The following is a 21,821-nucleotide window of genomic DNA, read 5'->3' on the forward strand; positions in this document are numbered from 1 at the left end:
TCTTTGATAGCCTCCAAAGCAACCTTTGCCTTGAATGCAGAACTAAATTTTCTTCTCGATTTTTTCATATGTACAGCATTAAATTTACAATTTAAGTAGCTGTCTTAAAAATGGGGAGTATTATAGTTATCTGATTTTATCGATAAAGAATTAGATAGTAGCGTAAAAATAGTTGGATACAACTATCCAGATGTTGTACTCGATTGTCGAGATTTAAATCTAAAGGTGGCTTGCCGCGAGGTAGTTTACTATTCTAATATTCCTTTTTCTCTTTTATTCTTGTGCGTATTTCTAAATTTACTTTTTGAACTAAATCGTACAAACAAACTTAAAAAAAACCTTCTCTGATTCGGTCTTAACTCATTTGTGTACTTGAAGTTAGATCCGTTAATACTTTGAACAACTCTTCCAGAATTAAATGGATCTAAAACAGATAACACTAAATTCCCTTTATTTTTAAAAACTCTTTTGCTTATCCCGAACTTAAAATACTGATTCGAACTTTGAAATGTCTGAAAATTGACCTTATTTTTAGGACTATAATACCAACTTAATTCAATCTTATAAGATTTTAGTCTTATAAGATTTGTAATAGAGGTATTTACTCTATAAAAATCATTATCCTTTATATCTTCATCAGATATAGTTCCGTACTTTCCATCTAACTTGATGATAGAATTTAACCATTTTGGAGAATTCATATTATATGAAAGGTTAATGCCAAAGGTAGAAGCCCTTCCAATATTTTCCGGTCTACTTATAGTTACATCGCCTTCAGCATCAAAAACAGAGGCATATTGAATTATATCCCTTACAAAGTTTGTATACAATGTTGTATTTAAAGAAGACTTTTCAAATTCATTAAAAGATTCCAATTCTATAGTATGGGTTGATTGAGGTTTTAAATCAGGGTTACCTATTCGTATTCTTTGTAAGTCTACACTAGTATTGAAACTGTTAAGAAAGCTCAAACGTGGTTGTCTTAAGAGGTTGAAATAATTTAAACTTATTTCATTATTATCTCCATATTCATATTCTAAATTTACTTGCGGTAACAAATTAAAAAAGGTTTTACTGGCTGATTCACTTGAATCCTGATTACTCAAATTACGCTCAGTACTTATAAGTCTAAATCCGATGTTAAAATAGATGTTTTCGAATTCATTCGAGTAGTCGCCAAAAAGAGTATTATCAAATTGGGTAAAGGCAATATTGTTTTCAGAAGCAGCATTAAGAGTACTCAAAAAAAATTGCTCCTGATCTATAGTACTTAAATCAAACCGATACCCTATAGAAAGATAGCCATTATTTCTGATAGTCCAGTCATATCGGGATTTAAGTTCAATCTCATTAGATAATAATCTGTCAAAAGCATTGGTTGTAAAATTGTTATCTGTTGATGAAGATTCTGAAAACTCCTCTGACCTTTCTCTAGATTCGAATTCATATTCTACTTCTACTTTTAATTGCTCTCTTTTAGAATTAAATTTGTGTTCATATTCGTGTGCTGTTACTATAGAAAAGAGATTGTTTTCAGCATCATTTATCTGAGTTGTTTGTGTTATATCCCCAGATAAAGTATTCCGAATTCCATGAGTAGATAAAGTGTTATTCTTATTAAACAGGGAAACGTTACCTACGAGTTCACTATTTTCATTCGGTAAATATTCATATTGAATCTCACTGAATTGATTTAGAGAATTCTTATTATTGTCATTAGTTTCAACCTCTAAATTTTCTGAACTAGCATTGAACGTTTTTATGGATTCTTTTTTTGAACTAGCTATATTATTTTCCTTTTTAATACCATACAAACCATATCCATTAAATGCTTCTTTGTTTAAAGCCAGATGAAGTCCTCCCTTGGTAGTTGACGGTACTCCAAAAGCAAAATTGACACCACCGATAAGTCCTTTCCGTTTACGGTCAGTGATAATATTTATTATAGGAGCTGTTTCAGCTTCTTTTGCAGAAGGTCGAGTCACTACTTCGATTCTTTTAATCATATCACTAGGGAGCATTTGAAGCACCTCTGATTTTGATAGATTTGATTTTCTTCCATTAATTTGTACAATAGGATCTTTACCACGTAATTGTACGGTGCCATCAATATCGACAGAAATTGATGGGAGATAACTCAAGACATTAGATATAGATCCAGCAACATCTTTAAGTGTATTGCCTATGTGATAAATTCTTTTATTATTTTTACTTTCTGACCAAAAATCTTTAGTGGTTACAACAACTTCATCTAGCTTTTTTATATCTAAAGGTTTAAGTGGAATTTTTCCTAAATTAAAAGTGTTATTCTTAAATTTAGCATAGTTTATCGGAATAAGATGTATCTCGAAATTCTGATGCCCAACCGAAAGGTTATAATTTCCTTTGTCAAAAGAGATTTGAAAATTTCCTGTACTATCAGATTTGGTGTTTCGTATAACTAAATTATTTTTTAAATCAATAATAAATATGTTTGCATCTTTTACAGAGGTATTATTACTAGCGTTCAACACGCTTCCAGTTATGATGTATTTGTTTTCTTGAGAAAGAAGTATTGTTGTATACAAAAAAAACAAAAGCTGAAAGTATCTTTTTGAGTAATCCATATTTAATTTTGTTTTTTTATCTCTGTAAGTAAGACATCTAGCTGGTAATCGTCAATGCCAAAAATTTGGTCAATTGATCTGTTAATTTCGATGTCAGGATCAGTACCTATCCCATCGAATAAATTACCATTTTTTTGAAATGACAACATATGTGAAAATTTCAATCGTAGTCCGGATAATTCATAGGATTGAGCCAGTCCGCTGGAGCCATCACTATTAACACCAGCTAAAGTGATGTTTTCTAAGTTTTTAAATGATGAGGCAAATACACTAGCAGCGCTAAATGTCAATTCATTAATCATAAAATAAACAGGCTTGTCAAAAAAATAATAGTTATTGAAATGTTCATTGTTTTTTAATACCATATAATGGAAACTACTATAATTTGCATTTTCAAAAAAATTATTATCCCTCAGTTTTATGGGGCGTTCTTGTAGTATAATGTTTTGTGTTTGACGGCTAAAATGATCTAAAGGATAGAGGTTACGTTTATTTAAATTTTCTCTTATGAGATTTGTAACCTTTCCTTTGTACTTAGCCATATTTGCAACAAAAATATCATTTGGCTTAATGAAATAATTAGAAAAAAAATTAATGATATCTCTACTTCCTCCTGAATTATTTCTAATATCAATGATAAGTGCAGTAGCATCTTGGATAGAATTCATATACTCTGTTAACCATTGAAAGAAAAGTTCATTTTCAGATTTATTGTACATTTTTGGAAGCCTTAAATAAGCGATACCATCTTCATAACTACGTTGAAGAGTGCTATATGACTTTTTAGTCTTTTCATATGGAAACAAATGTTTGTTTATTTCGCGCCATTTGGTTTTAAAATTTACAAGCTGGCTATAAATCAAGGTGTCTTTTTTTCTATTTTTACTTAAAAATTTAAGTTTGATACTATCACCGATTTTTAAACCATCTTTTACTTGATAAAATTCATTCATTTTTTCTACTCCCAAAGAAAGTCGTGCACGTTTAGGAGCATATTTATTTAGTATATCGTGTCTAAGTATAAAAGTGTTAATATTTTCATCTTGAATTTCAGAAAGGAGAGGATAATTTTCCAGATAAAAAGAATAATTAAGCTTAGGAAGTTGACGAAGTGCAATTACTTGATTATCAATCCATGGAGCTAAGGAAAATGGTAAATAATACTGTTCTTCTTCTTGCTCTGGTGTTATTTTTTCTATGCTTGCGTGTCTATCTCCTAATTCAGAAAGTATATGCCTGATATTAATTAAGAGTTCATCTTGTTCAATATATTCTCTGGATTCAAAAAGTTTAATTATTGAATCTATCTTATTATTCACTCGCTCTCTATGAATATCAAAATAGGGAGATTTTTTGGATAGGAGCTCATAAATTGTATGTATGGTAGATATCCTGGGGTTATCATATTTTTCTTCAATTTGATATTTAGAAATAATAAAGTGGCATATAATAAATATTAGACATATCATAAAGATGGTGATACCTATATTCAATAAGTATTTCATTTATAGAGAATTTTGAAAATAAAAAATAATCTCTTGCCAGGGAACTTTTATAAACTGAATAATAACAAAAGTAATGATATAAAATTTTCTCATTTTTATCGAACTTTGCGCTATTCCTAAAATTAACAGAATTGAGCTAAACCCAATGACCGGAAAGATAAAATAGGTACCAATACAAAAGATCAAAAGAGCTATATCTTTGGCAATACTATTGTTTTTAGAAAATAGAAACAGTGAAGCGACAAGTCCTTCAAATACGAGTCCGAAAAGCTGAAATGAATATAAAATGTACCCCATAAATGTCGTTGAGGATAACTTGACAAAACTATTATTGATAGGTAATAAATTTAATATTGAAATTGAATTTCTGTTATTAGCAAGTACTTCATAAGGGGTATCTATAATAAAATGCGTTACTAGCATGAATCGTGAGTCAAACAAAAAACGTCCATGCAGAAAACCTGGGGATCCAAAACCATTAATTATTTTTTGGAAGACTGCAAAGAACATCACAAGTCCTATCAAAATTTTGGCATTAGATCTTAGATACTTCAAATCTTTATCTGTCCATAAATACGAGGTGATGAGTAATACCCAGTAAACAAATAATATTTTATGGTTATCGAGAATATAAAATTGTAAACTATTAAAAAATAAAAGCAATAATGATATAATAAGCCAAAGAATTTTGTTATTACTATAGTGACTAAATGCGAGCATTAGGGCACAGGTGATTCTCATAAAAATATCTAAACCCCATCCTGTACTTCCGTCAAGAACAAGTAAAACCAGTGAGAATTTAAAAATTAATTCTTCAGAGAAAGACTGGTAATTTTTATTATGTTTTTCCAGGATTGTAAGTAGTGAATATACCATAGCAATTATGAAAAATTAATTACTTATTTCAATTTCACCTATAAAACTCTTTTTCACGGTTAAATCATTTTCGAAAAAATCTGTTTGAAATAACCTAAGTTTTATACGTTCTATTTTTATCGCTTCTTCTGCAAGTGCAGTAGCATCATTTTCATAATAGGTAGGCTCGTATACGAACTCATAAAACTTATTATTGTTATTAATATGATTCAGTGTATTTTCATCTATATTAGATGGAAATTCTACGTGATTAGGCTTCAAATAAGAATTTATAATTTGCTTACCTAACTTTTTTAATTTTTCTTTTTTAGGGAAATTCTTAGTAGAAATAAGAAAGTTTTTTGATATAGGAATGCTAAACTTACTACTCACAATATTGATTAATATAGAATCTCCATCTTTTTTATAACCTGTTGCGGTTATATTAGTATTCTTGTTGGTCGAGAACATCCCAAAACCACCACCTTTCCAAGGAGTAAGAGAATCAAACTGAGAATTATATAATTGGATGAATGCTATTACAATTAAAACGTAGCAAATCAAATAATTATCCAGGTTTTTTAAAATTTTCATATCAATTAATAGTAAACTGTAGATTTTTTAAGAATCTACAGTTTACTATTTAAACTTTAACTGTTTAGAGAGAAATGGTAGCCTCATTATATTCACCTATAGACTCAAGTGCTTCAAGTCCTTCTTCTCTCTTTTCATTACCTTCATCACTTAAGGTTGGTGAAGATGCTACTGTTACTACATCAGCAACTCTAGAATTTTCGAATTGAGTTAACCCTGCAGCCCCAAATATGGCTAGCGCAAACAAACTGTAAAATAAACCTTGTTTTTTCATAATAATAATAATTGATTTATGTTTTACCTACTTTCAGGCTTTATAGTCGCTGTTTCGGCAATTCCGACTGTAAATATCTGTTTTTAACATATTCGTTTGGTTCAGAAATTTTAATCGATGTACTTTTTGAGGTTTTTTAATTTCAACCAATAATTTCCTGATAAAAAGTATTTACTAGACTTTATTCCAGCACTTAGCTTTCCTATATCAATATAAATAGTCAGTTAATATACTAAATTGTATTATTTTTATGAGGAAAATTCCGCAAATAAATAATTATTTAACATTAATTTAAAATAAGGGGATTTATAGTGTAATTTAATGACCTAAAAATGAACATCAAGTTGCTATTAGAATTTGATTTGTTATTGCTTTATAGATATATATGATAGGATTTAGTTGTTTTTGTTAAGGGAGAAAATACAACAAATTGGTAGGGTAAATACTCGAATTTATGACCTAAATCTGGAATCCTATTCATTGCTTATACTTACTAAATCTGTGCTGTTTTTGACTTTTGGAATAGTATAGAATACGTATGTGTCATTAGTTGCAGGGTGGTAAAAGTATATATCGAATCGTAGTTTCTGTATCTTCTGTTGTTGTTTGTAATGTATTTGTCTGATTAGAAATAAAAAAGGTTTCTACCTCTTTGGTTTTCTTTTGAAGTAAATTGCAAATACCAGGAAGGAAAGGTTTTTGTTGATATGTATTATTTTTTAGTATTGTTATGTACCCTCTTCCCTTATTCGGGCAAAGTAATTTAGATATTGCTCATGCCTACAAGACATCTTGAGATGTTTTGTTTGAAATTAGTCACATAAAATCAGATATTTTTTATTTTGAAGTATCAACGAAAAGCGGCAAATTTTAATACATAGAATTCGAAGAAGCTTATTGCCTAATTTTAAATCAGCAATGGTTTTATATAGGTATTATCATTTTTATATTTCTTAATATCAGTCGCTATATTTGGCTATTCTCTCAGTTGTAAAACATTCTCCACATCAGAACCGATTAGCCTCTTAATCTAATTGACGGAATTTTGAGATTTTTTTAAGAACAAAATTTTAGCGTTTGTCGAGATGTTAACAACCATATATTTTCTTTGGATATACTTACTTTTTGCCCTAAGTTCGCATATCCAGAGAAAGAATTAAGTTATGATTATAGAACCTAGAACTCGTGGATTTATTTGTCTGACTGCTCATCCAAAAGGATGTGAGCAAAATGTGATAAATCAAATCAAGTATGTAAAATCAAAAGGACAAGTTGATGGTCCTAAAAATGTATTAATTATTGGGGCCTCTACAGGATTTGGACTGGCTTCACGAATTACGAGTGCATTTGGTTCTAATGCGGCTACGATAGGAGTCTTTCTCGAAAAACCGCCAAAAGAAGGCAGACCAGCTTCTGCCGGATGGTATAATACTGCAGCTTTTGAAACAGAAGCACATAAGATAGGTTTGTACGCCAAAAGTATTAATGGCGATGCTTTTTCTCATGAGATCAAGCAACAAACAATTGAATTGATTAAAAAAGATCTCGGACAGGTTGATTTGGTTATTTATAGCCTGGCTTCTCCTGTAAGAGTACATCCGGAAACAGGTACAAAACATAAATCTGTACTTAAACCTATTGGTGCTCCCTACACAAATAAAACTGTTGATTTTCATACTGGGGATATTTCAGAAATATCCATAGCAGTGGCAGATCAAGAAGATATTGAAAATACAGTAGCAGTCATGGGTGGTGAAGATTGGAAAATGTGGATTGATGCTCTACAAAAAGTTTCACTTCTTAGTAATGATTTTAAAACTATTGCCTATTCTTATATCGGTCCCAAACTTACAGAACCTGTATATAGAAAAGGGACTATAGGTAGAGCAAAAGATCATCTGGAAGCTACTGCTTTTGAGATTACAGATGCATTAAAAGAAATTAATGGAAAAGCCTTTGTCTCTGTAAACAAAGCACTTGTCACACAGGCTAGCTCTGCAATCCCTGTAATTCCTTTATATATTTCACTACTTTATAAGATAATGAAAGAAAATGAAGTACACGAGGGCTGCATTGAGCAAATACAACGACTATTTGCAGAAAGACTATATAGTGGTGGTAATGAAATCCCAACTGATGAGCATGGTAGAATACGTATTGATGATTTAGAAATGAGTGAGGATATACAAACTAAGATCAAAGATTTATGGGAAAGTGCTACTACAGAAACCCTAGCTACTATTGGTGATCTGGATGGATATAGTAAAGATTTTTTTAACCTATTTGGTTTTAAGGTAGATGGTGTGGATTACAATCAAGATGTCCAGGAAATAGTAGCGATTCCCGGACTACAATAGTAGTGCAAAGAACTAATAAAATTAGACACTATTATAGAGTATTTAAATCCCTTTTGAATACAGTTAATTTATGGTGGTTTTCATATATCATTTTTTAACTTTGATTAATTCGTTTTAATAAGCGTGTAAAATAGATATATGTTTTGAGTTCCTGTGTTGTTTTTATTTGAGATATCTATAAGCCAATAAGAATTCTTAATAACTTTACTGTAAGGTTTCTCATCAAATTGCTACTTTTACATAAGAAAAAACGAAAAGACAATGACAGATACTATAGAAAGAATAAAATGCCTTATCATAGGTTCTGGTCCTGCAGGGTATACAGCTGCAATTTATGCTGCCAGAGCAGATCTTAAACCAATAATGTATACAGGTATGGAACCGGGAGGACAGCTTACTACGACTACTGAAGTTGATAATTTCCCAGGTTATCCCGAAGGTATTGATGGGCCAACGATGATGGTTCAATTACAGCAGCAAGCAGAACGCTTTGGTACCGAAGTTAGAATTGGAATGGTTACCTCTGTTGATTTTAGCAAAGAAGCAGGAGGAATCCATAAAATTACTGTTGATAACACTACGCAAATTGAAGCAGAAACAGTTATTATCTCTACAGGGGCAACCGCTAAATATTTAGGATTACCCAGCGAGCAAAAATTGCGAGGCGGTGGAGTATCTGCCTGTGCCGTTTGTGATGGATTTTTTTATAAAGGACAGGATGTGGCGATTGTAGGAGCTGGAGATACCGCTGCAGAAGAAGCAACCTATCTTGCTAATATTTGCTCTAGTGTGACAATGCTGGTACGTAAAGATTACATGAAGGCTTCCAAAGCAATGCAGCACCGTGTCAATAACACTCCTAATCTTACGGTAAAATATAATACTGAAGTAGATGAAGTATTAGGAGATCAGGTAGTAGAAGGTTTACGAATGGTGAATAACCAGACTGGAGAAAAAGAAGATATCTCTATTACAGGTTTATTTATTGCAATTGGGCATAAGCCTAATACTGATATTTTTAAGGGTCAGATAGATATGGATGATACCGGATATCTTATTACCGAAGGAAAATCAACAAAAACAAACATTCCAGGAGTATTTGCATCAGGAGATGTACAAGATAAAGAATATAGACAAGCCGTTACTGCTGCTGGTACAGGTTGTATGGCAGCTTTGGATGCAGAACGTTATCTAGCTACTATAGAAACTAGTGAAGAGGTTTCTGCATAAAAGATATTTTCTAAATTTAATTTAATTTTTTAAAACCTACTAATTTTTTTTAGCAGGTTTTTTTTCTTCATTAAAAATGGTTTTATTTTGTTTGAGAGGGTCATGCTATAAACGATTCATCTTTATAATTTCTTATCAGACTTCTATATTAATTCAGTTTAAAAATTACTCATAAAAACTTGCTTTTTTAGTGGATACTTTACAGCAAAAAAGCTGTAACCATACTTTAATTTTCTGTCTTATCTAAACAAGAAATTCCTTTTTTTATTTAAGTGCTTTAAAACAAGATTGGTATCATGCGTTTCCAAATTAGGTTCAAGATTTCTAAGTAAAAAATGCTCCGCTAGCCTCGAAATCGAAATGTTTTGTCCAATAAATGTTTTATGGACCTTGCCCTGATGTAGTTTATTACAGAAACAATACAAAAAGGTATCGATTTTTGAAGGGAATTATATGAGTAAGTTTATAGATTTTATACGTTTTCAAAAAAAATGGTAGGGTATTTTGATTGCTATTTGTTTTAGGAAGCAGGAAGAGTAATAATAGTATTAAAATTAAATTTTTACTTCTAAGTATGAGTTGTTCTGATATGAATAGAAGTTGATACATATCTTTTTGAAATACAGAAAAAGAAGAAGCACTATCATTATAGTTTGTAAAAGCGAATGTGCTAAAATAATACATAAAAGCTAAGTAAATAATTCTTCTAGAGCATTTGGTAGCAATACTACTTAGCAAGTAAAAAAATGAAAACGAACAAATGAAATTAATTAAAATTAAAAAACAGATGAATGATCCAAAGATGAATACCATCATGTGTTGCTTTTTGCTGATACTTTTATTTAGTCTGGTGAGCTGCGAAAATGATGATGTTACCCAAAATGATACTACACCGCTAGAGGAGAACCCTAATCTTACAATAAGATCTTCTTTTGGAGGTACGCTTTATGTTGATGGTAAATATATAAATAAGACGTTACCTGCTGATATTAAACTGTCTAAAGGCACATATTTATTGTCAGTTGGTGCCGAGGGCAATGAGGCTGGATATTACAGGAAAGAAATAACGATTGATAGTGATTCTATACCACAAGAAATCGAATTTACAAAAGAAGATATGGTCAATCCCAAAAAGTGGAAAGTTCTTTGGGTGACATATTCAAAAACCAGAGCTAAAGATGGTTGTCAGATTTCAGTATCACAGAATTCTATTGATATTGCTTACAATATATTTTTAGATCATTTAGAAAAGATAGAAAAAGATGCTTTTCACGCGATCACCTGGGAGGTGGTGCAAAAGAATTATACAACAGAAGAAGCTCCTGTTGCAAATGAAAGTGAGAATAATACAGAAGAGGAATGGGGATTGGATTGGACTATATCTTTGGAACAACTCAAGAAAGATTTTGATTTTAATGATTTTGACTTAATTTCTTTTTATTGGCCAGCTAATTCTGATAATGAAACTTCTTGTGACGGCTATCCGCTTAATTATGGAGGTATAGCATCTCCTATTCCTAATGGAATGAAGACTATTGTTGGAGTAATGGAACATCCATTTATAAATAATAGATATGGTATTCAACATCCTAGTGCGTATACCCATGAATGGATGCATACTATAGAAAGATTGTATCCATTAAAAGGTTTTGAGTTACCCATAGATCCCGGAGCTTGTTGTACGGCTCACTCTGGAGAAGCTTTTGGGTATGTTAGTAGTACTGGTGTAGATACGTTTTATGAAGATGTTTTTAAGGGGAAAGTGTTTTCAGAAGAAAGAAAAGTTTATCTTGGTATAGGACCAGAAGCGTTATGGCTATACCAAACCAGAAATTTTGAAGCTTCGTTACTAGATGCAGAAAGGCGTAAGGTAGCGATTGATTAAGGTACTGAATGTATAATACGATTTGTGATTAAAAAATTAGTATAAATTCATTGAATTATTTTTTCTTTATGCAAGGCAAAAAAATCAAGCATAGCTATAGCTACGGTTTATTTTTTAAACGAAGTAGAAAGGAAAAAGAAACGATGAATATGCGAAATTTTTAGTTATAAATCGTATAAAAGGGTAAGCGTTTGGTAAACAGTGTATTGTTTGCAAGACGCTTATGCTTATTTAAGCAATCCAGGGCCATAATCACTCTTTTTTCTATATAGAATAGCTTCATTGGCAAAAGCGGTTATATCAATTTTTAAATCTTCTTCCCCCAAAACATATATTTCTGCAGTATCTATAGCGTTTATGGTAATCTGTTTATCACATAAAATATAGCTGTCACTGGAACCTTCTGCAGTTACCGAGGCAGTATTCGTTTTTAGTTTTTGCCCATAAAAATCTGTATTACTATCTGTTCTAAGCTTCATAGATGTTGCTTCACCTTCAAGTTTAGCAGATGCTTTTTGATATAAATCTATTTTTAAAATATCCGTAGCCAGAATTCCTTTTAATTCGGCATTATCGTTTATCTGATAAAATGCTTCACTAGTAGTCGCGTGCAAATCAATTGTAGATTTATCATTTATAATACTGGTTAAATTAGCTGATTCAATACTTAAGAACACTTCTGTTTCATCATTAGATTCTACTCGTAGGTTTGTTGATTTTAGAAGAGAGGCAGATTTTAACTGTACTTTATTATAGACCAAAATTTTTTTTAATTCCTGTGCATAGGATATTCTAATGTTTAGTTTTTTGGAACGTTTAATGTTTTTTTTAGACTTTATTTCCAAAATACTATCGTGTACCTCTACCGCAATAAACTCTTGTAGATTACTATCCGCTTCGATGGTTACAATATTATCAGTATCTTCTATTAAAGATATTTCAAAATTATCGTGTACTTCTATACTATGGAAAGGATCTAATGATCTTTGCTCTGTAATTACAATTTTATTTCCTTTTATTTTTTCTTTTTGGGCGTAGCCATTCCCAAATACAAAAACTATACATAGAGATATGAATATTTTTTTCATCAAATAAAGTCTTTTTTAATATTATTTTATTGTTTCAAAATGCTATAATCAGAAAATAACCTAATAAATAGACAAGCTAAATATACAAGTGTGCCAGAAATAAGTCAAAAGATGTACCTAAATATAAAGCTTCTTTTAGGTAAGAAGCTTTTTTTCTCTATTAACTGCAAAAACTGTGATTCGATTAGGAACTTATTATTGGTCTATAATCCTATTTTCGACTTGAATTTACTCAATAAAACGTTATTTTTTTACCGGGTAAAAGAAAAAGAATAGATAACCATAGTTCTAGTGATGCTGAACTTTTGTTTTTTTGGCTTCTTCTACAATTTTTCCATTTTCGCGAACGATCATTTTTGATATGGTACCATCAGAAGTTTTAACAAACTCGAAGGTTAGAGGGCTTTGTTTATGAAAAAATACGGTTTCTGATTGAGGATATACGATAGCCTGCATTTTTGAAGCTTTGATCTCCAGAAGATTTTCTTTTTTTGATATGATCACTTTTCCTGTTTGTGGAGCTTGATATGTTCCTGTATATTGATTCAAAATTTTTTCTGATAACAAAATTTCTTTTTTATCAGTATTTTGTGGTGCTGGTTGATGATCATAACTGAGTGCTCTACTCATTTTCCATTGATTATTCTTGTGTTGCCAAACGTGTGTAAATTTTGCTATTTCTGTAAGTCTTTCTGTTTTTCCTTTTTCCAGAACATAAAAAAGATGCTCTCCGGTAATAATTGCACCATAGCTCTGTAAAGGATATATGGATACACTACCTTTTATAACTTCTCTTCTCACTCTAGGGTTTTCGGGATTACATAATCCACCTTTTACACTTGCCATCATTTTAGAGAGTCCGGATGTCAAACCTCCCTTGTCGTGATAGAACTCAAAATCTTCTACAAAAAAAGTTCTGAACGTATCAATATTACAGGTGTTATAGGATACCCAAAATTCTTTATCTAGTTTAGATATAGTTACTTTTAGATCTTCGTTATTGCTGTGATGAGTTTTTGTTTGGGCAGTATTTAAATTGACCGAACATATACTGATGTAGAGAAAAAGGTAGACTTGTGCGATGTTAATTTTTAGCATTGAGTATTTGTTTTTTGATTGATGAATGATGACAAACTGCCTAAAAACTTATGGCCTTATAGGATAGGATGTTACTAAAAACTATAAGTGCTTTTAGGCAGTTCTTTGATTGATTAGTTGATTGATTGGGTTGTCTTCTTTAATGTTTTCTTACATTACCTCCGGAGTTATCGTTTTCAGAAACTTTTTCAGGATCACCATAATAAACTACATTTGCACCACTGGTAGCTTTTCCTGTAAATTCTTCTTTTGCGTGAATTTTTATGTTTGCACCACTTGTTGCACTTGCTTTAGAAACTTGACTAAGCAAATCATTTGCTCTGATATCGGCTCCACTTGTTGCATTGGCGTTATGATTTTTGACTTTTCCTGATAGATTCATTAAAGCTCCACTAGTTACAGAGGTTGTTAAGCTTTCTGCTTTAATTCTAAGTTTAACATCTGCTCCGCTTGTAGCGTTAATGGAGAGATCTTTTTGTACTAAGGGTTCTTGAGAAGTTATCTCAGAACCGCTGGTAGCACTTATTTTACTAAGTTTGTCATAAGAGACATACACTGTTTTTTCGTCAGCACGATAAATATTTTTATCAGATGTAATGTATAGTACTTCTTTTTCTACATAAACTTCGATGTATTGGTGTAGGTTTTCATTGGCTTCAATGATTACTTTTCGATCTTCACTTTTTGTTAGTACAACGTCTAAACCTCTACTGGATTTAATAGTTGTAAAGTTTTTACTTATAGTTTTTTCTTTTCGAATCACTTCTCCTTCACCTTTGATTCCGTCAAAAACTAAGTTACAAGAGCAACATAAGGCAGAAAGGCATAAGGTTATTATTATTTTGGCTAGTGTCGTCATAATAGTGTATTTTAATTTATTAAACTGTTCGTTTTTTGATTTTGATTATTGTTAATTATCGGTTTTTATTTTTACACCGTGCTCGTCAATTTTGATGTCTACTTCATCACTTTTGATTTGTAAACCATCTTCATCTATTTTTAGGTTTGTATTAGAATCATCAGAATTCAGATTTATGTTTACTCCATCGGTATCTTTGTGGTCTTCTTCCCATTCATTGTATTCCCACTCTTCTTTTGGGCAGCTACTACATTTTAATTTTCCATCAATTAATTGGGTATAATTCCCTTCTTTTCCATCCAGTGTTATATAATCGTCGTATTGCCACGAGTTATTAAATCCGGATGTATTATTATCCGCATAAATAGTCATTCCTTCTGGGATGTGTAAAATAACCTTTACTTCCTGATCATTATATTTACTTTTATAATCAGCAATTGCGTAGCCATTTAATAATAGAGAATTGCCTTTTATCTGATAATCGTATTGTATAGTAGCTGCTCTTTGTTTAGCATTCTCATAGCTGTTACCTTCTGCAGTTTTTTCGATTGTAATTTTGGGGATAGAGTCTTCCTTGTTTTCTTTAATAAATACTTCGATATCCTGAATTACTAATACTTTGTTGTCATTTTTATCTCTTTTAATTTTAAAATCATTTCTATGACTTAGGTATTTTATATATCGGGTATTACCTACCATTTTGATCGTTAAGGTATCTGTAGGGGCGATATCAATTTTTCTTGCATCTTCTATAATTTCGGCATCATATGCTTCTTGAGTAGCTTGTCTAATACCGACAATAATTAATCCTACTATAGAAATAATCCAGATAGCTAATAATCCAAGTTTAGCTGGTGTACCTATAGATTTTAGGTTATTGATCACAATCTTGAGCCCAAGAATAAATAAAAAGAAGAAAGGGATACCAACAGCAAAGAGTGTTAATAGAGAAATCAGCCATAAAGGGACATTAGGGTGATTCACTACATCTATATATTCTGTAAAAGGAGTTTCTATGAACTCAAAAGTTCCTACGGTGAATAAGCTGATAAATAAACTAATGAGTGTAACCCCAGCTACGAATATCAGTAGTACTCCGATAAATTTTACAAAAACCTTTAGAATGGCTAATAATACATCTCCCAAAGCATCAAAGAAATTAGAAGATCCACTTTTTACTTTGTTAGAATATTTTTGATAATCGACATCTTTTACCTTGTCTGCTACATCATTAAAGCCTTCTTTTATTTTTTTTTCAATATTACTAATGTTTACAGCCTCTCCTTTCATGGCCAGAAAGTCTGCGGTAGTTTTCGCTTCGGGAACAAAAATCCAAAAAGCGATATAAATCAAAATAAAAGCTCCACTTGAGAATATTGTAAATAGTACCCAGGCGATTCTTAACCAAATGGGGTCTATACCTAAATAGTGACTTAATCCTGAGCTAACACCGCCTACATATGAATTCGTTGTATCTCTGAATAATTGTTTGGATTTTGGAGTATGTTGATAAGAGGAAGTTGGTTCATCTTCAAAAATTTCTTCATCTAATCTATAATCTTCCGGCTGTCCCATTATAGTAATTACCTCATCGACTTCTTTGGTGCCGATTACTTGTCTTTCATCCTTTATTTTTTCACTAAATAGTTCTGCAATGCGGGCTTCAATATCAGCAATAATTTCGTCTCTACCCTGAGGATCTGTAAATGAACGTTTTATAGCTTGAAGATAGCGTTGCAGCTTTAGGTAAGCGTCTTCATCTATGTGAAAAAATATGCCTGCTAAATTTATATTAACTGTTTTGTTCATTTTTATTTCTTTTTTGTTTAGTAACTAAGGTTACCGCATTTTGTAATTCGTCCCAAGTGGTATTTAATTCTTTTAGAAACAGTTTTCCTGTTTCTGTCAGTCCATAATATTTACGTGGAGGGCCTGATGTAGACTCTTCCCAGCGGTAACCGAGGAGTCCTGCATTTTTAAGTCTGGTAAGCAAGGGGTATATTGTGCCTTCTACTACTAACATCTTTGCATCTTTAAGGGTTTCTAAAATCTCCGCAACATAGGCGTCATTATCCTTAAGAATTGAAAGTATGCAATATTCCAGAACACCTTTGCGCATTTGCGCTTTTGTGTTTTCAATCTTCATAAAGCTGATTTTTTTTTAAAAAGTTAAACTGTTCATTTTTTGATTGATAATTGATAATTGATGATTGTTTTTATTTTAGTAGATATTGATCAGAATATACTACTATCGTTATACAAACTGTTGCTAAAAGATAATTGATGAGATTAAATTTTAGGTTATATCGCTGTTCTTTTGATGTTTTGATCAAAAGGATTAATAATATGAAACTTACAATCAATGGTAATATCCAATATCCTAACCCCATCCATTCACTAATACGAGCCTCATCATTTGGAGTAATAATGGATATGAGCATTGCCAATACTCTCGAGTAAAAAGCAAAAAACAAAAATGGATACCAATAGTCATTTTTTGTTCTCCTTATTATATAAAAAACTATAAACGCCTGTGTAATGGTGAATAAGGGTCCTGCCGCGCTTACTAATTGTTCATGCCAGGCTGATTGGTATGCTCCTTCTGATAAAAATACAGAATTAAGTGTCATTCCCATTTTGTAACCCAAGAGTTCCCCAGTGATGAAATGGGCTAACTCGTGGAGAAAGAAGGAGGATACCACAGCTATGATAGTAATTAGAATATATTTTATATTGATTGATGAATTCATTCTAATTTACTTTATAAATCTTATCGTTAAAGGATAACTATATGCATCTCCTTTATTTGCTCTTAATGCTGCCGAAATAATAAAAATGATTTCTAAAAAGAAGCCTATTAGAGCAATAATGCCGACAAAAGAAGCACCGATTAGCGTTCTAAAACCTCCTCCATCAGAGAAATTGATATTTAGATTATTAAAATGAAAAAAATCATAAAAGGAAGTATCACCAAAAATATTAAATATAAAGAATGGAAATGATATCATCCCCAGAATGATAGTATATAGTAAAATACTTAACTGAAAGTTGATGGCTTCTTTACCATGATTGTCTATAAAACTTGATTTCTCCTTATTTGTAGTCCATAAAAGTATTGGAACTATGTAATTTCCAAAAGGAATAAAATACTTAGAGAATATTCCTAAGTGTATAAAAGTTGCGATATTTCTTAAGTTATTAGTTGCCATTTTTAAAAGTATATAATAGTTTCTTATACAAATATATGGTTAAAAGAAGGTATTATGCAAAACATAGTACCATATTTTAACATAAATTTATGATTTCATTTCATTTTGTATGTACATTCTTTTTCAATACTTTAGAGCAATCAAATGATATACTATGAAGATTACTCCCAGAAAACTTAATATTTTTTCAATGTTCAAGTTACCATCTGCCTGGTTGTGTGGAGTGCGTGTAAAATCTATAAATGAATCTAGTTGTGTAGTCAGCGTAAAGCATAGATGGATAAATCAGAATCCATTCAATTCGATGTTTTGGGCAGTACAGGGAATGGCTGCAGAAATGAGTACGGGTGTTATGGTAATGGGATATATAAGAGAAAGCGGAAAAAAAATATCAATGCTTGTGGCTACTAATAATGCTGTTTTTACTAAAAAAGCTACAGGAAGAATAACATTTACCTGTAGTGATGGGCATTTGATCAAGGAAGCAGTCAAAAAAACTATTGAAACTGGAGAAGGACAAACTTTTTGGATGAAATCTATAGGTACTAATACAGACGGAGTAGAAGTGTCCAGCTTCAATTTTGAATGGACTGTGCGAGTTAAGAATTAATTAATGTTTTATAGAATAATAAAAAAAATGTAACATTTTTAAGAATAGGTTTACTAATTAATTACTTGTAATTATCAAATATAAACCTATTCTTAAAAAACTTAATTGTGTGAAGATAGCACGTTATATACTGATTGGTTTAGCATTAATTAGTACATTTTTTTTTACTTGGTTCTTTTTATTTTTTTATAAAGTACCTGATCTGGATATTCCTGAAAATGCATCTGAACAAGAAAAAATTGTATTAATAGACAGTTGGTTCGAAGAACTAAATGCTCAAAATAAATTTAATGGCGCCGTACTTATTGCTAAAAAAGGGAAACCTCTTTTGATCAAAGGACATGGGTTTACAAACTATCATAAGAATGAAAAAATAACAAAAAAATCTTCTTTTCGGTTAGCTTCTCTTTCTAAGCAATTTACTGCTGCCGGCATTATGCTATTAAAAGAAAGAGGACTGATTGAGTATGATCATTTAGTGTCAAAATATATAGATAATTTTCCATATCAAGAAGTTACGATTAGAAGTTTATTAAATCACACATCAGGTGTTCCCGATCGATACCTAGATCTTGCTGAGGATTATAAGAAAGCTGTTGATATCTTAAGTAATAAAAAAGCTGTTAACCTGCTTATAATGAATCATCCAAAAGCGGAGTTCGTACCCTTTGAAAAATATGAATATTCCAATACCAATTACATTCTTCTTGCGAGAATAGTTGAGGTAGTGTCAGAACGAACCTTTGAAGACTATATGAAAATAGAATTATTTAATCCTCTAGGAATGCAAAATACCAGAGTTTGGAATTTATTATCTAAAGAAAAAACATTTAAAAATAAAACCGGTGGTTTTCATACTTTTTTTGGGTACGCTACCGAGATGAGACCTACTTTTGTTGACGGTGTGGCTGGTGATGGTGCAGTATTCAGTAGTGTAAATGACTTTTTGATTTGGGATCAATTTTGGTATGAAAATGAGTTACTTACTCAAGATAACTTAAAAGAAGCATTTGAGATTCCTTCTTTAAAGAGTGATAACGTATCAACATATGGTTTTGGATGGGGAATACATGATAATACAACACGACATTACGGTATGTGGTTAGCTGCAAATACATTTATTATCAGAAATACAGATAAAAAAACATGTATCGTATTGTTAGATAATTCCTTTAATATTTTTTTTAGGAAAATAGTTGAGCGGTTACAGTAGCAACTGACCATTAAGTTTAAATAGTAAACTCTAGTACAAGTATAAATGATATTAAAACTAAATTAATTATGACAGCACACGAAATTGATTACGTTATTTATGGAGAAGAAATGCAATATGTAGAGATAGAATTAGATCCGCAAGAAGGAATTATTGCAGAAGCAGGAAGTTTTATGATGATGGATGATGGTATTAAGATGGATACTATCTTTGGAGACGGTTCTCAGAAAGATCAAGGATTCATGGGTAAAATTTTTGGAGCAGGAAAAAGATTGCTTACTGGAGAAAGTTTATTTATGACTGCTTTTTATAATGAAGTAGTCGGTAAAAAGAGAGTAAGTTTTGCTTCTCCATATCCAGGAAAAATTATACCGATCGATCTTACAGAATATGGAGGTAAGTTCGTATGCCAGAAAGATGCATTTTTATGTGCGGCAAAAGGAGTTTCTATTGGGATTGAATTCTCTAGGAAACTGGGTAGAGGCTTGTTTGGAGGAGAAGGTTTTATTATGCAAAAATTAGAAGGTGATGGTATGGCATTTGTCCATGCAGGAGGTACTACGGCAAGAAAGGTATTACAATCTGGTGAAAAATTAAAGATAGATACAGGGTGTATTATAGGTTTTTCTCAAGGCGTGAATTATGATATTGAATTTGTAGGAGGTATTAAGAATACTATTTTTGGAGGAGAAGGATTATTCTTTGCTAATTTGACGGGACCAGGAGTTGTATACATACAGTCTTTACCTTTTAGTAGATTAGCGAATCGAGTATTGGCATTAGCACCCAGCGGAGGAGGTAAAAGTAAGGGCGAAGGTAGTATTTTAGGAGGTTTAGGTGATCTTTTGGATGGTGATAATAATTTTTGATAAAGTTAAATAAGGGTTAAAGAACATTTTTTTAGTTTAATTTGACTATATTGTAGTAACAACTTTAAATATTGTAAGCATAGTCCTACTTTATTTGTTTTAAACCTAACAATTAAACCCTTCATTAATTTATGGCTAGAGCGATGTTTGATTACACTAAAACGGTTCTTAAAAAAGTTAGTTTTGATGTTAATCTATTTACAAAGGAAGTTATAAAAGCTTTAAACAGGCTTCTTCCTCACGAGATTGAAGAATTAAAACTTTGGATTCAATCTTTAGCACTAAACAAACCAGAGTTAAAACCTTGTTTGATTTATTTAAAAACATAAAAAAAAAGCGACTTTTTAGTCGCTTTTTATTTTTGATAAAGGACTAATAATTTTAACATTCTGAAACGTAATAGCTCCTTTTACAATTCCGGCAATAGTAGTATGCAAAGCTTCTATAATTTGCATTTTTAATTCACTTTTATTGAATATCAGACTCACTTCTCTGGCAGGAGAAGGTTCATTAAAGAAATGTAAATTGCTTTTTTCTTTTTCGCTAATATCTAATGTATGTAAATACGGTAGTAGCGTCATTCCCAGACCTTCATTAGATAGTTTAATTAAGGTTTCAAAACTTCCACTTTCTAATTGAAAACTCTCTTCTTTATAGCTTTTTTGTGTTTTGCACAAATTGATAATCCCGTCTCTAAAACAATGACCATCCTCTAATAAAAGCATATCATCAACATCGAGATCAGAAATATCTATTTTTACCTTTTGACTTAATCTATGGCTGGAAGGAATATATCCTACAAAGGGCTCATAATACAATACACGCTCTTTAATATTCTCATTTTGTAATGGTGTGGCGGCAATTGCAGCATCAAGATGTCCATCTTGCAAACGCTCCATAATAGTCTCTGTTGTCAGTTCTTCTATTTTTAATTTAACTTTTGGGTATTTTTTTATAAAATTATGCAAGAACATTGGCAGTAAAGTTGGCATTATAGTAGGAATAATACCTATTTTAAATTCTCCTCCAATAAACCCTTTTTGCTGGTCTACTATATCCTGTATACGTTCACTTTCATTTACTATATTTTTTGCTTGTTGCACTAGTTTTTTACCTACTTCAGTAAGTTCTATAGGCTTTTTACTTCGATCAAAAATCAGAATATCTAATTCGTCCTCTAGTTTTTGAATTTGCATACTCAGTGTGGGCTGAGTTACAAAAGTTTTTTCTGCTGCCTTAGTAAAATTTTGGTACTCTGCTACCGCAAGTACATAACGTAGCTGTGTTATAGTCATTTTTTATATTTTGGGTTACAAAAGTAAAAAAGCTATTGACTAAAACTATTAAAAAATAAATAAAAATTTATTTTATCTATCATTGTGGTTTTGTATACGCTATTTACTTTTTAATTGGGGTCATATGTTTATCTATGAGAAAACTTTTGTAAAGGGATATTCTCTTTTTAGGTACGATTATGAAGTTTAGTTCGTCCTATAAAAGTAACATTTTTATTTGTATATCAAAGGTGATTTTTTTTTCTATTTTAAATATTTAACGCAAAAAAAATAC

General features: G+C 31.2%; 20 protein-coding genes. 7 read left to right on the top strand and 13 right to left on the bottom strand.

Going from position 1 to position 21,821, the window contains the following annotated elements:
- Positions 1 to 248 precede the first annotated feature (248 nt).
- The 5 genes from F0000_RS17135 to F0000_RS17155 form a co-directional block, all read right to left on the bottom strand.
- Entirely contained in the window at positions 249 to 2,606 is a 2,358-nt protein-coding gene (locus tag F0000_RS17135) for a TonB-dependent receptor (RefSeq protein WP_149625956.1), read from the bottom strand.
- Between the two features lie 2 nt (positions 2,607 to 2,608).
- Positions 2,609 to 4,111, bottom strand: a complete 1,503-nt coding sequence (locus tag F0000_RS17140) for a S41 family peptidase (RefSeq protein WP_149625957.1) — start codon at positions 4,109 to 4,111, stop codon at positions 2,609 to 2,611.
- Positions 4,112 to 4,987: a hypothetical protein gene (locus F0000_RS17145; protein ID WP_149625958.1), complete on the bottom strand. Its 876-nt coding sequence runs from the start codon at positions 4,985 to 4,987 to the stop codon at positions 4,112 to 4,114.
- 15 nt (positions 4,988 to 5,002) lie between these two features.
- On the bottom strand, positions 5,003 to 5,560 hold the full coding sequence (locus F0000_RS17150) for a hypothetical protein (RefSeq protein ID WP_149625959.1): 558 nt from the start codon (positions 5,558 to 5,560) through the stop codon (positions 5,003 to 5,005).
- Positions 5,561 to 5,624: 64 nt separating this feature from the next.
- Positions 5,625 to 5,834 carry a hypothetical protein gene (locus F0000_RS17155; protein ID WP_149625960.1) on the bottom strand — a complete coding sequence of 70 codons (210 nt, stop codon included), beginning with the start codon at positions 5,832 to 5,834 and terminating at the stop codon, positions 5,625 to 5,627.
- A gap of 1,163 nt (positions 5,835 to 6,997) precedes the next feature.
- Between F0000_RS17155 and fabV the strand changes: the two genes are divergently transcribed.
- The 3 genes from fabV to F0000_RS17170 all read left to right on the top strand — a co-directional run bounded on the left by fabV (position 6,998) and on the right by F0000_RS17170 (position 11,306).
- Positions 6,998 to 8,191, top strand: coding sequence for an enoyl-ACP reductase FabV (fabV, locus tag F0000_RS17160; protein WP_149625961.1), 1,194 nt, complete (start codon positions 6,998 to 7,000; stop codon positions 8,189 to 8,191).
- A gap of 261 nt (positions 8,192 to 8,452) precedes the next feature.
- On the top strand, positions 8,453 to 9,421 hold the full coding sequence (gene trxB, locus F0000_RS17165; RefSeq protein ID WP_149625962.1) for a thioredoxin-disulfide reductase: 969 nt from the start codon (positions 8,453 to 8,455) through the stop codon (positions 9,419 to 9,421).
- Positions 9,422 to 10,181: 760 nt separating this feature from the next.
- Positions 10,182 to 11,306, top strand: coding sequence for a hypothetical protein (locus F0000_RS17170; protein WP_149625963.1), 1,125 nt, complete (start codon positions 10,182 to 10,184; stop codon positions 11,304 to 11,306).
- Between the two features lie 227 nt (positions 11,307 to 11,533).
- Here F0000_RS17170 and F0000_RS17175 read toward each other — a convergent pair whose 3' ends face one another.
- From F0000_RS17175 to F0000_RS17205, 7 genes are all read right to left on the bottom strand, one after another.
- Positions 11,534 to 12,394 (bottom strand): DUF2807 domain-containing protein, encoded by an 861-nt coding sequence (locus tag F0000_RS17175; protein WP_149625964.1) that lies wholly within the window; start codon positions 12,392 to 12,394, stop codon positions 11,534 to 11,536.
- 288 nt (positions 12,395 to 12,682) lie between these two features.
- The gene (locus F0000_RS17180; RefSeq protein ID WP_149625965.1) at positions 12,683 to 13,492 is read right to left on the bottom strand and encodes a DUF4440 domain-containing protein; all 810 of its coding nucleotides are present in this window, start codon (positions 13,490 to 13,492) and stop codon (positions 12,683 to 12,685) included.
- A gap of 139 nt (positions 13,493 to 13,631) precedes the next feature.
- Positions 13,632 to 14,351 carry a head GIN domain-containing protein gene (locus F0000_RS17185; protein ID WP_149625966.1) on the bottom strand — a complete coding sequence of 240 codons (720 nt, stop codon included), beginning with the start codon at positions 14,349 to 14,351 and terminating at the stop codon, positions 13,632 to 13,634.
- Positions 14,352 to 14,402: 51 nt separating this feature from the next.
- Positions 14,403 to 16,160 carry a PspC domain-containing protein gene (locus F0000_RS17190; protein ID WP_149625967.1) on the bottom strand — a complete coding sequence of 586 codons (1,758 nt, stop codon included), beginning with the start codon at positions 16,158 to 16,160 and terminating at the stop codon, positions 14,403 to 14,405.
- Complete coding sequence (locus F0000_RS17195) at positions 16,144 to 16,497, bottom strand: PadR family transcriptional regulator (RefSeq protein WP_149625968.1); 354 nt, start codon at positions 16,495 to 16,497, stop codon at positions 16,144 to 16,146. The genes F0000_RS17190 and F0000_RS17195 overlap by 17 nt, the downstream gene beginning before the upstream one ends.
- 70 nt (positions 16,498 to 16,567) lie before the next feature.
- Positions 16,568 to 17,101 carry a hypothetical protein gene (locus F0000_RS17200; RefSeq protein ID WP_149625969.1) on the bottom strand — a complete coding sequence of 178 codons (534 nt, stop codon included), beginning with the start codon at positions 17,099 to 17,101 and terminating at the stop codon, positions 16,568 to 16,570.
- Positions 17,102 to 17,107: 6 nt separating this feature from the next.
- Positions 17,108 to 17,560 carry a DUF4870 domain-containing protein gene (locus tag F0000_RS17205; RefSeq protein WP_149625970.1) on the bottom strand — a complete coding sequence of 151 codons (453 nt, stop codon included), beginning with the start codon at positions 17,558 to 17,560 and terminating at the stop codon, positions 17,108 to 17,110.
- 154 nt (positions 17,561 to 17,714) lie between these two features.
- On the opposite strand from F0000_RS17205, the gene F0000_RS17210 reads away from it, so the two are divergent.
- The 4 genes from F0000_RS17210 to F0000_RS17225 all read left to right on the top strand — a co-directional run bounded on the left by F0000_RS17210 (position 17,715) and on the right by F0000_RS17225 (position 20,581).
- Positions 17,715 to 18,170 (top strand): DUF4442 domain-containing protein, encoded by a 456-nt coding sequence (locus F0000_RS17210; RefSeq protein WP_149625971.1) that lies wholly within the window; start codon positions 17,715 to 17,717, stop codon positions 18,168 to 18,170.
- Positions 18,171 to 18,279: 109 nt separating this feature from the next.
- Positions 18,280 to 19,383 carry a serine hydrolase gene (locus tag F0000_RS17215; protein WP_188112162.1) on the top strand — a complete coding sequence of 368 codons (1,104 nt, stop codon included), beginning with the start codon at positions 18,280 to 18,282 and terminating at the stop codon, positions 19,381 to 19,383.
- A gap of 68 nt (positions 19,384 to 19,451) precedes the next feature.
- Positions 19,452 to 20,252 (top strand): TIGR00266 family protein, encoded by an 801-nt coding sequence (locus tag F0000_RS17220; protein WP_149625973.1) that lies wholly within the window; start codon positions 19,452 to 19,454, stop codon positions 20,250 to 20,252.
- 131 nt (positions 20,253 to 20,383) lie between these two features.
- On the top strand, positions 20,384 to 20,581 hold the full coding sequence (locus tag F0000_RS17225) for a hypothetical protein (RefSeq protein WP_149625974.1): 198 nt from the start codon (positions 20,384 to 20,386) through the stop codon (positions 20,579 to 20,581).
- 15 nt (positions 20,582 to 20,596) lie between these two features.
- On the opposite strand, the gene F0000_RS17230 is transcribed toward F0000_RS17225, so the two are convergent.
- Positions 20,597 to 21,547, bottom strand: coding sequence for a LysR family transcriptional regulator (locus F0000_RS17230; protein WP_149625975.1), 951 nt, complete (start codon positions 21,545 to 21,547; stop codon positions 20,597 to 20,599).
- Positions 21,548 to 21,821: the final 274 nt, after the last annotated feature.

Source organism: Aquimarina sp. RZ0 (assembly GCF_008370685.1).
Classification (GTDB): Bacteria; Bacteroidota; Bacteroidia; order Flavobacteriales; family Flavobacteriaceae; genus Aquimarina.

What these genes read in the sequence shown, in the direction of transcription:
- F0000_RS17135 (WP_149625956.1), bottom strand. Translation starts at nt 2,606, where the DNA reads ATGGATTACTCAAAAAGATACTTTCAGCTTTTGTTTTTTTTGTATACA.
- F0000_RS17140 (WP_149625957.1), bottom strand. Translation starts at nt 4,111, where the DNA reads ATGAAATACTTATTGAATATAGGTATCACCATCTTTATGATATGTCTA.
- F0000_RS17145 (WP_149625958.1), bottom strand. Translation starts at nt 4,987, where the DNA reads ATGGTATATTCACTACTTACAATCCTGGAAAAACATAATAAAAATTAC.
- F0000_RS17150 (WP_149625959.1), bottom strand. Translation starts at nt 5,560, where the DNA reads ATGAAAATTTTAAAAAACCTGGATAATTATTTGATTTGCTACGTTTTA.
- F0000_RS17155 (WP_149625960.1), bottom strand. Translation starts at nt 5,834, where the DNA reads ATGAAAAAACAAGGTTTATTTTACAGTTTGTTTGCGCTAGCCATATTT.
- fabV (WP_149625961.1), top strand. Translation starts at nt 6,998, where the DNA reads ATGATTATAGAACCTAGAACTCGTGGATTTATTTGTCTGACTGCTCAT.
- trxB (WP_149625962.1), top strand. Translation starts at nt 8,453, where the DNA reads ATGACAGATACTATAGAAAGAATAAAATGCCTTATCATAGGTTCTGGT.
- F0000_RS17170 (WP_149625963.1), top strand. Translation starts at nt 10,182, where the DNA reads ATGAAATTAATTAAAATTAAAAAACAGATGAATGATCCAAAGATGAAT.
- F0000_RS17175 (WP_149625964.1), bottom strand. Translation starts at nt 12,394, where the DNA reads ATGAAAAAAATATTCATATCTCTATGTATAGTTTTTGTATTTGGGAAT.
- F0000_RS17180 (WP_149625965.1), bottom strand. Translation starts at nt 13,492, where the DNA reads ATGCTAAAAATTAACATCGCACAAGTCTACCTTTTTCTCTACATCAGT.
- F0000_RS17185 (WP_149625966.1), bottom strand. Translation starts at nt 14,351, where the DNA reads ATGACGACACTAGCCAAAATAATAATAACCTTATGCCTTTCTGCCTTA.
- F0000_RS17190 (WP_149625967.1), bottom strand. Translation starts at nt 16,160, where the DNA reads ATGAACAAAACAGTTAATATAAATTTAGCAGGCATATTTTTTCACATA.
- F0000_RS17195 (WP_149625968.1), bottom strand. Translation starts at nt 16,497, where the DNA reads ATGAAGATTGAAAACACAAAAGCGCAAATGCGCAAAGGTGTTCTGGAA.
- F0000_RS17200 (WP_149625969.1), bottom strand. Translation starts at nt 17,101, where the DNA reads ATGAATTCATCAATCAATATAAAATATATTCTAATTACTATCATAGCT.
- F0000_RS17205 (WP_149625970.1), bottom strand. Translation starts at nt 17,560, where the DNA reads ATGGCAACTAATAACTTAAGAAATATCGCAACTTTTATACACTTAGGA.
- F0000_RS17210 (WP_149625971.1), top strand. Translation starts at nt 17,715, where the DNA reads ATGAAGATTACTCCCAGAAAACTTAATATTTTTTCAATGTTCAAGTTA.
- F0000_RS17220 (WP_149625973.1), top strand. Translation starts at nt 19,452, where the DNA reads ATGACAGCACACGAAATTGATTACGTTATTTATGGAGAAGAAATGCAA.
- F0000_RS17225 (WP_149625974.1), top strand. Translation starts at nt 20,384, where the DNA reads ATGGCTAGAGCGATGTTTGATTACACTAAAACGGTTCTTAAAAAAGTT.
- F0000_RS17230 (WP_149625975.1), bottom strand. Translation starts at nt 21,547, where the DNA reads ATGACTATAACACAGCTACGTTATGTACTTGCGGTAGCAGAGTACCAA.